8 protein-coding genes are annotated in these 12,283 nt (G+C 47.4%); 2 read left to right on the top strand and 6 right to left on the bottom strand.

Annotation, left to right across the window (positions count from 1 at the left end; genetic code table 11):
- Positions 1–352: 352 nt before the first annotated feature.
- A complete protein-coding gene (locus IEY34_RS10050; RefSeq protein ID WP_189010923.1) occupies positions 353–1,270 on the bottom strand; it encodes an ArsR/SmtB family transcription factor in 918 nt (305 codons plus the stop codon).
- Positions 1,271–1,425: 155 nt separating this feature from the next.
- On the opposite strand from IEY34_RS10050, the gene IEY34_RS10045 reads away from it, so the two are divergent.
- Positions 1,426–3,186 carry a glycoside hydrolase family 2 protein gene (locus IEY34_RS10045; RefSeq protein ID WP_189010921.1) on the top strand — a complete coding sequence of 587 codons (1,761 nt, stop codon included), beginning with the start codon at positions 1,426–1,428 and terminating at the stop codon, positions 3,184–3,186.
- Positions 3,187–3,214: 28 nt separating this feature from the next.
- Here the strand turns inward: IEY34_RS10045 and IEY34_RS10040 are convergent, their stop codons facing one another.
- Both IEY34_RS10040 and IEY34_RS10035 read right to left on the bottom strand, forming a co-directional pair.
- Positions 3,215–4,264: a LacI family DNA-binding transcriptional regulator gene (locus IEY34_RS10040; protein WP_189010919.1), complete on the bottom strand. Its 1,050-nt coding sequence runs from the start codon at positions 4,262–4,264 to the stop codon at positions 3,215–3,217.
- Positions 4,265–4,356: 92 nt separating this feature from the next.
- Entirely contained in the window at positions 4,357–4,938 is a 582-nt protein-coding gene (locus IEY34_RS10035; RefSeq protein WP_189010917.1) for a P-loop nucleotide/nucleoside kinase family protein, read from the bottom strand.
- A 200-nt stretch (positions 4,939–5,138) separates the two neighbouring features.
- On the opposite strand from IEY34_RS10035, the gene IEY34_RS10030 reads away from it, so the two are divergent.
- Positions 5,139–6,365 carry a serine hydrolase domain-containing protein gene (locus tag IEY34_RS10030; RefSeq protein WP_189010914.1) on the top strand — a complete coding sequence of 409 codons (1,227 nt, stop codon included), beginning with the start codon at positions 5,139–5,141 and terminating at the stop codon, positions 6,363–6,365.
- 617 nt (positions 6,366–6,982) lie between these two features.
- On the opposite strand, the gene IEY34_RS10025 is transcribed toward IEY34_RS10030, so the two are convergent.
- The 3 genes from IEY34_RS10025 to IEY34_RS10015 all read right to left on the bottom strand — a co-directional run bounded on the left by IEY34_RS10025 (position 6,983) and on the right by IEY34_RS10015 (position 12,200).
- Positions 6,983–8,668 (bottom strand): type 2 periplasmic-binding domain-containing protein, encoded by a 1,686-nt coding sequence (locus IEY34_RS10025; RefSeq protein WP_189010912.1) that lies wholly within the window; start codon positions 8,666–8,668, stop codon positions 6,983–6,985.
- Positions 8,669–8,776: 108 nt separating this feature from the next.
- A complete protein-coding gene (locus IEY34_RS10020; RefSeq protein ID WP_189010902.1) occupies positions 8,777–10,384 on the bottom strand; it encodes a response regulator transcription factor in 1,608 nt (535 codons plus the stop codon).
- Between the two features lies 1 nt (position 10,385).
- Positions 10,386–12,200, bottom strand: coding sequence for a sensor histidine kinase (locus IEY34_RS10015; protein ID WP_229757556.1), 1,815 nt, complete (start codon positions 12,198–12,200; stop codon positions 10,386–10,388).
- Between the last annotated feature and the right edge of the window lie 83 nt (positions 12,201–12,283).

Below are 12,283 nucleotides of genomic sequence, written 5' to 3'. Positions count from 1 at the left end.
TTGTTTGTATTGTCAAGTTATTTGTCAAGTTAGATATCCTTGGTTAATAGATACTGATAGGTAAACCATATTTACAAATTTTTTTTTGTAAATTAGGACAAGGGGCAAACCCTTACGAACTCAATAACCTCTATTTGATCAAAATAGTCCATTTTGAAAATCTAATGAATTCCAGAAGCGCTATTTCATGAAAATGATCACCATTCCGCCTATAAATGACTCGATAACGCCAATACAGTTCATTAGATCGCCAAAGTAGCCATTTTCTCGTCTATAAGCATCCTCCAGTTCATTAGAATAGCAGATTGATTGTGCAGGGCTCGGGGGCGGAGGCCCGTTTGCTGTTTTAAACTTACTTATCCTCATGCATGGTAACGACAATATCCTGCGCATAATTCCCGAAATGCTTTCCGAACAAGGTAATACCGCCACAGTTGGATGAGCTTTCCAACGAGGCAATGCGGAAGTTAATCTCTTTGGCGAAGGTGACAGAGAGATCCTCGATGGTGACATCGGAGATTTGAGTGCCATCGAGGTAGGAGCCGGTTGGCCCAATGTTAATAACCTTCAACAAGCCATGCTGCGTGTTGCTGCTGCTCCACCATTCGGGGGAGAGCACGCCTCGCTGTGCCCCGAAATCGCCAGGGCTCGTCCATATGCCGAGCGGGATCTCATTGATGAAAAAGGAGATATCGGAAGGCCAGTTTTCATTGTAGCCAGGCGCTTCGGAGCAAATCTCGAAGGAAATTTCCAAGGCGCGCAGCTTTTGGTTGCTGTGCAGAAAGTTAGGAATCCGGTATTCGACATAACCGCTGCTGAACCAAATGATGCTCGCCTGCACATGGCCGGGATCGGCGAAATAGCGCGGATCATCCAGTACGCCAATGAGCTGGGTTGGCGAGGCAAGTCCGCAGGTAGGCTTCACCTCGAAGGATGCGTATTGGCCAACCGGGATTGACAGCGTATTGGCTCTGTTGGCGGGAAGCTCCGGCTGTTTCTTGGGGATGAATTGCAGCACAGCCTGATCTAATTTCAAACGGCAAATTTTCTGCGTGCCGCGAATGCCGGTCGAATTCTCAGAAGCGACGATACCAGCATGCTCGAGCTTCTGAATATGTTTGGTCACAATGGCCGAAGAAATCTCTAGCCGCTGGGAAAGCTGTTTAATATTTAAGGATTCTTGCTGTAAGAGTTCGATGATCTTCACTCTGGTTTCGGAGGAGAAACATTCGAGGAAGGCCATATTTTTCGTGGAAACATCGATTTGCATAGAGGGACCTCGGTTATCTGTTTTTGTTTATTCTATAACTTTGAAGTTAATTAAACAACAGGTATTGACTTATTTTTTCACGAGTATTACAGTAATATTGTGTTAAAATAAGTTATTTAGTTAATATAAAAGTTAATATTAAAGGAGTTGGACGGATGACATCGCATTCTTATATTCCCAATTATCCTCGACCGCAGTTTGTGCGGGAAGCATGGACAGATTTGAACGGCACATGGAATTTCTGTTTTGACGACTTGAATGCGGGGGTAGGGGAGAAGTGGTTTGAACAGCTTCCTGCCGCGCTAACCATTACGGTTCCTTTTACATACGAAACGGAAGCAAGCGGCATCAATGAACCTGCTTTTCACCCCTATGTATGGTATGAAAGATCGATTTCGCTCCCTAAGGATCAGCAGAATAAGCGGACTATCCTTCACTTCCAAGCGGTGGATTATCATGCGCAAGTTTGGGTGAATGGACAGAGCGTAGGCGAACATACGGGCGGGTATGCGGCCTTCCAGTTCGATATCACGGATTATATGGATGTTTCCGGCGAGAATCGGATTGTTGTCCGCGCTCAGGATAGCGACAATTGTATGCAGCCGCGCGGGAAGCAGCGCTGGGTTAAGGATAATTTCGGCTGTTGGTATGTGCAGACGACGGGGATTTGGCAGTCTGTATGGCTGGAGTATGTAGCGCCGCAGTATGTGAAGTCGGTGAAAATGACCCCGGATATCGATAAGCATCAGTTGAACATTCAGTATCAGTTGCAAGGCGTGGAGCAGCAAGAGGGACTGCTTCTGAAAACGATCGTTCGCTTTGAGGGTCAGCTTATCAAAGAATCTTATTTAGCGGTGGATCGCGCGAAATTAAGTGCGGATATTCATCTCTACAGCGATCGGATCGGCGAATGGAAAATCAAGCATTGGCACCCCAATCACCCTAACTTGTACGATATTGAATTTGTTCTGCTGAAGGATGGCGAGCCGCTGGATAGGGTGAATTCCTACTTCGGATTCCGCAAGGTTTCGATTGAGAAAGGGAAAGTGCTGATTAACAATATGCCTTATTATCAGAAGCTTTTGCTAGATCAAGGCTACTGGAAAGAAACGCATTTGACCCCTCCCTCCGAAGAGGCGCTCATTGAAGATATTGAGAAGACGATGGCACTAGGCTTCAATGGCGTGCGCAAGCATCAGAAGCTGGAAGATCCAAGATTCCTGTACTGGTGTGACCGCAAGGGCTTGCTTGTTTGGTCCGAGATGGGGGCGGCTTATGAATTCGGGGATGAGGCTGTCGAAAGCTTTACGCGCGAGTGGATGGAGGTTGTTCAACAGCATTACAACCATCCTTGCATCGTGACATGGGTACCTTTTAACGAGTCGTGGGGTGTCCCGAATATCAAGATGGATCGGACGCAGCAGCAGTTCACCGAGGCGATCTATTACTTGACCAAATCTTTTGATCCCATGAGACCCGTGATTGTAAATGATGGTTGGGAGCATACCATATCGGACATTATTACGCTGCATGATTATGAAGAGCTCGGTCAAATTTTCTATGAGCGGTATCAAGATAAAGATCTCCTGCTGAGCAATGATATCATTCATAATGATTTTAAATTTCCATTCGCTGATGGATATGCCTACAAGGGGCAGCCTGTAATTATCAGTGAGTATGGAGGCATCGCCTTTACTACGGAAGAGGGCTGGGGCTACGGCAATCAAGTGAAAACCGAGGAAGAATTCTTGACTCGTTACCGCAATATTACGCAGGCTATCCGGGACTTGGACTACGTATGCGGCTACTGCTATACACAGCTTACGGATGTGCAGCAGGAGTTGAATGGCCTGTTGACGATTGAGCGCGAGCCGAAGATTGCTTTGGAGAAAATTCGTGAGATTACGAAGTTGTAAGAAGAGAAAGAGGCTGCTCGTTAGGTTATTAACCTTTCGAGACAGCCTCTTCGCTTGCCGCTTCAAGCGGTTTGCAAGAGTCCCGCTCTATCAACTGGCCGTAGATGGAGATTTTGGAGGGGCTCCCGCCAAAGTCGATTTTGCGAATGAGGAAATCGACGGCCTCGCAGCCTAGCAGCTCGCGCTGTACTTGAATCGTCGTGAGGCGAGGTGTGATCATTTGAGCTGCTTCTATATCATCGAACCCTGCCACGGAAATATCGTCAGGCACTTGATAGCCTTGAGCGAGCAAGATCTGAATCAGCGATATCGCGATGCGGTCATTGGCGCAGATTATGGCTGTAGGCAGCGATTGCCTTTTATGCACAAACTCTGCCAGTGCGCTGTCATCCGGACTTGCATGCAGCGTTTCGAGCGGTGCAAAACCTGCGATACAGTGGTTCATATCGATGGTCAGCCGAGCGTCCGACATGGCATTTTGAAAGCCTGTCCAGCGTTCTTTGAAGCTCTTGGTCATACTCTCGGACCCAATAAAACCAATGCGCTTGTGGCCTCTGGCGATGAGATGCGAAGTTAGCTTGTAGGCCTCTTCGGCGTTTGCTGTCACAACGGCATCCAATTGCAGGCTGTCGTAATAATGGTCTACGGTCACAAGCGGCGCTCCTAATTCGTGGAGCATACGAGCATAATCGGTGTGGAACACGCCAATCATCAGCATGCCATGAAATACCATCTCATGATAGAGTTCAGGCAGGATGAATTGCTGTTCCATATCCTTGGTAACGCCACATAGAATAGCGGTATAACCATGCTCCTTGGCTCTTTTCTCGATAGACCAGAACACTTCGTAGTAGAAAATGGTATCGTTGCGAATGAATTCAGGGATGAGGACGAGCAGGTGTTGCGGCTTTCTCCTATTCCTGGGTTCAGTGCGATAGTTCAAAAGGTTGGCCGCCTCAAAAACGCGCGCGCGCAGTTCCTCGCTGACACCGGCTTTGTGATTGAGCGCGAGCGAAACCGCATTTTTGGAAATGCCCAGACGATCAGCGATGTCTTGCATGGAGGTTTTCGAATGCATGGAGTGGGTCCCCCCTAAATGTGTTGTGGAATCTACTTGATTTTATAAGTGAAATCGGGATTTGTAAAGTGATTGTAATGTGAGAAATTAATTTACAGAATGAAGCTTTCCAGACGCTCCAATTTCTCAGGAGACCACGGTCCGGCGTTGTCGAAATAGAGAATGGAGGACGGTTCCACGTCCCATCGAATATCTCTTCGAGCAAGGGACAGGCTGAATTGCTGCCAATGGTCCAGTTTCCACAGATCCAGCGCAGAACCTCGCGCGCGAATTCGCTCCTGATAGCTGGTTTCGTCAGGGAGATAGACGAAAAGGGCTTTGATACAGACATCTTGAAGCGTAGCCCCAATACGTGATAGTTCATGCTCAAGCCAGAATGGCTCCGAGATTTCGCGGGTGAAAGGGCCAATAACAAGCGCATCCAAGCCGAGCTCCAGGTTCTCAAGAGCGGCATCCATCGTAATCCGGTAGCCCAGATCGCGACAGTGCTTCTTGTAAGTGGGTGAATCTCGATCATCTGGATCCAGTCCGAGAAGGGTCATAACCGTTTCTGCCGCGGGACGCAGCAGCGTATCCATGTCCAGAAAAGCGCCGCCATGCTTGCGGGCCCATGCTTTGGCCAACGTCGTTTTGCCTGCACCAGCAGGACCTAAGAAAAATATAAGCTTTCGCATACCTAACCTCCAGACTAGAGAACCTATAGGGATATTGTAAAAGGATTGTAACATAAGGGGGGTTGCACCCCAATTTTTAAGCTAATTTTAAGCTAATTTTTATGTTATATTAAGGTTTAGGCCATAATTGGTTCATAAATTCCGTGTAAAATTATGTCATATAGGGGAGAGCTAAACCAAATTGGAGGGATTCGATAAAGATGAATAATAAAAAGAATCCACTTGTCGGAAGTGGACAGGGCACCTCAACCCTAGCTTTGGCAGCATCTGGAGCCCCAAAAAAGCAAGTGCCAGCTACGAATACATCGTTTTCACCCATGATGCCGCATTCGGACAGTGCCATGACAACACAGACGAATTGGCCAACGGAAGGATGGGAATTAACAACACCAGAAGCGCAGGGCTTGCACTCGTCAGGACTTGCGAAGATGCTCAAAATATTTCGCCATCAAGCCGTACATAGTGTAGCCGTTATTCGCAACGGGCATTTGGTAGCCGAGGCCTATAACGAAGAAACGGGTACGGATATCCTGCAAGATATGAAATCAGTGACCAAAAGCATAACATCCGCGTTAGTTGGCATAGCTTTATCCGAGTTTAAACTAAGCAGTATTGATCAAAAAGCCGCAGACTTTTTCCCGGAACTGGCGACCGATCCTGTGAAGTCCAGAATTATGCTCAAACACTTGCTGTCCATGACCTCAGGTACTTCCTGGGATAACGCTAACGAACGCTCGTCTACTGAGATGATGTACGCTGAAGATTGGGTACAGTACATCCTGGAACGTCCGGCACAAGCTGAGCCAGGGGCTTCCTTCAATTACAGCAACGGCGATGCTCATCTTCTCTCAGCGATCATGACCCAAGCAACGGGAGAGTCCATGTTCGACTATGCCGTGTCGCGATTGTTCGGCCCCCTCGGCATAAAGGAAATGAACTGGAACCAAGATCCCCAAGAGCATACCATCGGTGCATGGGCGATGGCGCTAACGCTCAGAGATATGGCGAAGCTGGGCTATCTGTACTTGAACGAAGGACAGTGGGAAGACAAGACGCTTATTCCTCAGCCATGGATCCGTGAATCTCTGACTAGGAAGATAACTCTGAACTACAGTAATGGCACACAGGGCGGCTACGGCTTCTACTGGTGGTCCAAGACGCTGCCTCCGGGCTTGATAAAAGGTGATAAAAAAGCCTACGACATGTACTACGCCTCAGGCTCAGGCGGAAGACGCATTTTTGTTGTGCCGGATTTGCAGCTAGTTGTCGCCATGACAGCGGAATCGGCAGATGTTGATATGCCGGAGAATCTGCTGCATCATGTGGTTCAAGCCGTAAGATCGGCTAATCCGCTGCCGGAGAACAGCGTTGCCCAGGACGAACTGGAGCGTGCCATTCGGTTGTTTAAAATGAGTATAGAGTCTTGAAGGCGAAACAACGAGAGGAGGAGCTGCGGCGGCAGCTCCTTTTTTGTAATAACAGAAAGTATAGTTTTTGGGTGGATTTTGGCCGAATGAGATCCATCCTCTAGCTTAGCTATTGCGCGGAGATCAAGGAACGTCAAGCCGCGATGATAGCAGAATGTGTCAGGATCGCGAGTTTGAGGGAACTACAGTGCGCTATAATGCTGAAAACCGCCATATTGCACGCCAGAGGGAACTACGATCCGCTATATCACCATTTCCCGGTTGGAATCAGCAGTTTCCGCTTAAATAGCGGATCGCAGTTCCCTTTCATACTACGTTTACCCCAGTTCCCGCCATTTAGCGGATCATAGTTCCTTTTCATACGACGCTCACTGTCATTGCAAAGCCCAAAGGGAACTAGGATCCGCTAGATTGTTGAAAACCGTTATGAAGACACTCATCTTAGGGCGGCAAGGTCGCTTTTCTTGATGTGTTTGGATGGTTGGCTGCGGGAAATAAATACATTTAGCGTGCCTATTCAACCGCGAGAGGCCTATAACCTGCTCCAGATAACAAAAAAAGGCGTCGCACCAGGTATTCAACCTGATGAGACGCCTTTTTCGTTGTCTACTACTGCTTTACTTCTTGGTTACTGACGTGAACCACTCGTTGACTTCTTTCGTGACCTGATCGCCGCCATTGGCTTTCCAACTCGCAACGAATTCATCAAATGCTGTAACTGGCAATTTGCCATAAATAATTTTGTTGAAGGTTTCCATTTCGGACTGACGCAGGAGGTTCCATTTGGAAATCATGGTTGGCGTCGCTGCACCCGTGAAATAGTTTTGCTTGCGGATGTTCATTTGCGACATAACGATCTTCGCGGCGTACCAATTTTCCGGTTTGCGGAAGTCAGCGAGCTGCTTTTCGTAAGGCGTTTCTGGTTTATTGCCATCTGCTAGTTTAACCAGGGTCTTCATATAAAGGTCTGGAATACGCGCCGGTCCTGTGATGAAGGTGAAATCATTGCTGAAGTCTTTAATTTTGTCTTTGTTGCTGGTTGGTTTACCATCCACCATATCCCAGTCGTAGCCTTGAGCAAAGCCGTTTTCGAATTTGCTGCCGGTCGGAGGGTTAGCCAAGTTATCCAACATGTAGTTGTAATACATGAAGATGGCTTCCGGATGTTTCGCATCTTTATTAATCATGAAGCTGCTGTTCACGCCAGTATTTTGCCATTTGGTACCAGCCAGTCCATCTGGACCCGCAGGAACCGGATAGGCTTTAAACTTAGAACCTTTTACGGTTTTCAGCAAATCTGGACCTGGCCAATCCGGAATCCAGTTAGCACCTGGCAGAACGCCTGCATTCCCTTTTGTCCAGAATTCAGCTGTCTTATTCTCGTCCCACAAAGCAGAGTCAGGATGAATATAGCCTTTGTTCATCCATTCTTGCAGTTTGGCAAGCGCTTGCTTAGAACCAGGGTTGATGGAGCCGTATTCCAGATTGCCTTTGGCGTCCTTGTTCCATTGCTCCTCGATCGTTCCATAAGCCCCGAATAGCCAGTCGAGCCCGCCTAACCAAGTGTTCGTATTCCCTTTCAAGGAAATCGCGAGCGGATAGACGTCCTTGGACGCAAGCCCGTCCGGGTTCTGGTTCTTGAATTTGTCCATGACGTTCTCTAATTCTGCGATTGTTTTGGGAGCTTGCAGATTCAGCTTTTCCATCCAATCTTCCCGCAGCCATAACAACGTATCATCGTTGTCCGTATATTCAAGGATAGGCAGGTTGTATTTCTTGCCATTCCGTGTGAAAGGGTACCATAGTTCCGGATGTTGAGTGGCATGGTCCTTCCAAGTTTTGTTGGCATATTTATCAAATAACGTATCGATGGCCACAAACTGTCCGGAATCGATCAGTTGATTCGTTAATACCGGGTCCGTTGGTACGAATACGAAATCAGGCAGTTTCTCGCCGGAAGCAATCGCGAGCTGAAGTTTCTGCTTATATTGATCCCCGCCAGCAGGGTACCAGGTATCTTTGTGCTTGATACCGAGCTGCTCCAACATCCAACGGTCGTGTACATTGTTTTCTTGGGTGTCGCCTTTGACATATTTCTTCGGCGGGGTGAACATGACAACTGTGCTGATATCAATTGGCGGATCGTATTTGCCTTTGCTGAAGGCAGCATCGGAAGCTGCTGTGACGTCTTTGGAACCGCTGTTGGCTGACTTCGCATCCTCGCCGGACTTCCCGGTACAGGCCGTAATGACCATGAGTGCCGTAACTGCAAGCAGCATCCATGATTTTTTGGATTTACCCATTTTTGATTTCCCCCTACGGTGTAAGATTACTACCTTGTTAACTCTACCAACTTATTGGGGAAGGTATCTATATGATTATTTTAGTTTCCGTAAGACTTTGTTAGGCAATTACAGGCTGTCTCTAAATTCTTGCGGCGTTAGGCCAAATTGGCGTTTGAACACTTTGATAAAGTAAGCAGGGTCCAGGTAGCCGACGTCCATGCTGATTTCATACACCTTTTTGTCGGTTGTCCTGAGCAAATGGCAGGCACGTTCCATACGGAGCGAGGACATGTAATCGCTGATTCCTTGACCGGTTTCAATCTTATAGATTTTGGATAAATGTGTCGGATGCAGGTTCACATGATCGGCCAGTGCCCGCAGCGAAACATCCAGATGCAGGTTTTTCTCGGCAAAGTCTTGCACTTTCTGGACATACAACGAGCGATTATCTTTCACTTCATTCGAGGTGCTTTCCTTGAATTTATCGAGCGCGCCCAGCGACCATTTTCTTAGCTTGCTAATGGAGCTGAAAGCTTCTCCACTTTGCAGAAGATCAATCTCACTTCCAAGTAATTTGGCCAATGTATAGCCGTTCCGATGCGCGAGATGAGTGAACGAAGAGGCGATGATATAGCCAGCCTCCATACAATGCTCCCAGGATTCAGCCCATCTCTCGTCTAATTCTGCGAATACGTTCACGAGCTTGTCTTCCGCGGCATCCCAGCGACCAACCTCAAGCAGGTTAATCAAGGTAGGAGGGATATGGATAGCTTCCAAGATGCCCTTCGTGACATTCTGCTCTAAGTCGCCAACACGCATGATAAATTCCCGCTCATCCCCGACAATTTGCCGGAAATAAGCGGAAGCCTGCCGATAATGGTCCGATAGCTTGTCCGGGAAGTGGAACCACTCGGTCATGACGATGGACAGAGAGCCTTTCAAGAATTGTTTGACCTTATACTGGAGCTGGATGGCAAGCTTTTCTAGAATGGTTTCTTTCCCGGCATCCGAATGATCTCCCTTTAGCTGAAACAGAAAAGCGAGATATCCAAGCTCTTCCTTAACGCCCCAGACCTCCGTATATTCTCCGAATATCTCTTCCGCCATGTTGATGATCGCGTATTCCATTAATTGCTGACCATTGTTTTTATATTGTCCGAATTCTTCTTCCATACGCACTAGCATCAAAGCGCAGTCTCCATCGTGAAACGGCAAACCGTAATTTTCTAGCTTCCTGCTCCACTCTTCGGCTGGCATTCGATGACCGCGCAATGCGTCAAGCAGCAACTGGCCGCGAAGCAGCGGCAAATTTTCCCGCAGCGTGAACTGGGTGCGTTCGTAGGAGCTAACGCTTTCCCATTCATTCGTCAGTTGATCAATTGCAGCGCGGACTGCACCGAACAATTCATTGTCAGTCGGCGGTTTAAGCAAGTAATCTACGGCCTTATTCCGGACGGCTTCTTGGGTGAATTCAAAGTCAGAATGACCGGATAAAATGATGCACTTAATTTTTTTGTCAAACTTGCGAATTCGCTCGATCAGCTCAATGCCCGTCATTTCGGGCATCAGAATATCGGATATGACAATATCGATCGGATGCGTTTCGAGGATTTGAAGCGCCTCATGAGCAGAATAAGCTTTATGAACCTGCTCGATGCCGAGCGTATGCCATGGTTTATTCATGGATAGGTTCTCTACCCAGTGAGCTTCATCGTCTACAATAATCATTTGCATGTTAGGTGCCCCCTTGTATGAATGGATGGTGGCGATGCTCGTCTCCGGTCGTTAGTTCCCAAATGATTTCTGTCCGGAATCCGCCAAGCAGCGACTTCTTGAAAGACAGGTAAGATTGTTCTCCGAATTGGTGAAGGATCCGCTGGTTGGTATTCCACAGCCCGCAGCCCATTTGATCTTGCAAAGGCTCCCTTAATTTGCGATTCAAGGCCTCTTGCAACTCATCCGGCATGCCAGGACCATCGTCATCGATGTAAATCCGGCAGAAACCGTCCGACATCTCGCCGCTAATGCGAATCTCCCCGGATGAATAGGATTTGGCAACGCCATGGATGATGGCATTTTCTACAATCGGCTGGAGCATCAAGCGTGGCACTTGTTGGTTCAGCATCTCGGCAGGAATATCGATATGATACTCAATTCTGCCGTTACGCAGCTTCTGAATGTCCAAATAGTTGACGATCAGCCGAATTTCTTCGTCCAGACTAGCCGTTTGCTTCTCCATACGAGTCGTGTAACGGTAGTAGGCGCTTAAATTAAAGGCCATAGAAACGACAGCTTCCTCGTTCTTCATCTGGGCCATATTGACAATGTAGCCAAGGCAGTTGTACAGGAAATGAGGATTAATTTGGGCCTGCAGCTGCTTGAGCGTCGCATCCCTAGCCCGGAGCTTCTCATTGAGTACGTTCTCAATTAAACTTTGAATTTGCTGAGACATATCATTGAATCGATAAAACAGAAACGAGAACTCATTGTTCACATTGGCATTGATCCTGACGGAGAAATCTCCCCGCTGGACGCTCTGCAATCCGCGAATCAGCTTTCTGATAGGTCGCTGAACATTGCGATATAGCAGTACGGAGGCCGATATGCCAACCACAAACAACAACACCATTGCTAAGTAGAATAGATTGCGACTAAACGATATGGGCCCCAAAATTTGATCGAGTGGTGCAATATCAACCAAATACCAATCTAATTGGGGAGATTTCACAGCACTGACCAAGTAATTTTTGCTTTCTAGCCGAATGACCTGCTGCATCGTATCTGCCAGAGTCTGGCCGTCCAAGTAATGGATGAGGTCACTCGACAGCTGCAGGGATGCGCTGCGATTCAGAATCGGAGCTTCGCCTTTGTGATAGAAGAAGGGGTCGCCTTGCCCCCCTGACTTGTACGTGTCCAGCATGTTTTGAATATTCTCGGGACCAAAGCTGGCTTCTACCACCAGATTGCTTCCGCTAAGCGTATCCCGTTGGCCGAAGGAGTCTGTGTAGAACCAATAAAAGGATTTCAGACCACCTTGGAGCAAGGTTTCCCCGTCGCCATAGGTCCATTTTCCAGTCATATTCCTCTTCAGGTAATCCTCATTATATTCAGATGCTTTAATGGCATTTGAAATGGCCTCTTTGTTCTGTTGGGAATAAACCGTATATTTAACCGGCCAGATGTTCATAACGCCAGACTGCAGCACCATCTTTTCTTGAACAACAAATCTAGTCTGCATCCGATCATAGCGATCTTCCCAGAGGTTTAACCCGTTGAATTTCTGAACATTGGGGTCCTTGGAGAAGGTACTGACAAAGTCCGTCATCTGATTGATCCTGGAATCAATTTGGCTGGATAGAAAAGAGAGCTGTTTGATGTTGGACACTTGAAGTTCTTTCCCAATAACATCGAAAGCAGTTCTGTTGGAATAGGTAAATACAAGGATAATCGGTATGAACAAAAGGATGATCAGACCGTTCATTTTGGCGAATAGACTAAATTTGGTGCCGATCCTTCTTTTCATGAATGCAATGCCCGTTCTAAGCGCCATCATCGATCCCCCCGGAAGATATCCCTAACAAAACCCTATCAATCCTAAGAATGTCTTATAGTTTCAAGGCAAAGTTTGTTGAT

This window comes from Paenibacillus marchantiophytorum, from assembly GCF_014640555.1.
GTDB classification, from domain to species: domain Bacteria; phylum Bacillota; class Bacilli; order Paenibacillales; family NBRC-103111; genus Paenibacillus_E; species Paenibacillus_E marchantiophytorum.
The sequence above is the reverse complement of the archived record's forward strand: the minus strand, read 5'-3'. Positions and strand labels throughout refer to the sequence as shown.

Bases quoted from the DNA above. Each gene is read 5' to 3' on its own strand.
- IEY34_RS10050 (WP_189010923.1), bottom strand. From the start codon at position 1,270: ATGCAAATCGATGTTTCCACGAAAAATATGGCCTTCCTCGAATGTTTC.
- IEY34_RS10045 (WP_189010921.1), top strand. From the start codon at position 1,426: ATGACATCGCATTCTTATATTCCCAATTATCCTCGACCGCAGTTTGTG.
- IEY34_RS10040 (WP_189010919.1), bottom strand. From the start codon at position 4,264: ATGCATTCGAAAACCTCCATGCAAGACATCGCTGATCGTCTGGGCATT.
- IEY34_RS10035 (WP_189010917.1), bottom strand. From the start codon at position 4,938: ATGCGAAAGCTTATATTTTTCTTAGGTCCTGCTGGTGCAGGCAAAACG.
- IEY34_RS10030 (WP_189010914.1), top strand. From the start codon at position 5,139: ATGAATAATAAAAAGAATCCACTTGTCGGAAGTGGACAGGGCACCTCA.
- IEY34_RS10025 (WP_189010912.1), bottom strand. From the start codon at position 8,668: ATGGGTAAATCCAAAAAATCATGGATGCTGCTTGCAGTTACGGCACTC.
- IEY34_RS10020 (WP_189010902.1), bottom strand. From the start codon at position 10,384: ATGCAAATGATTATTGTAGACGATGAAGCTCACTGGGTAGAGAACCTA.
- IEY34_RS10015 (WP_229757556.1), bottom strand. From the start codon at position 12,200: ATGGCGCTTAGAACGGGCATTGCATTCATGAAAAGAAGGATCGGCACC.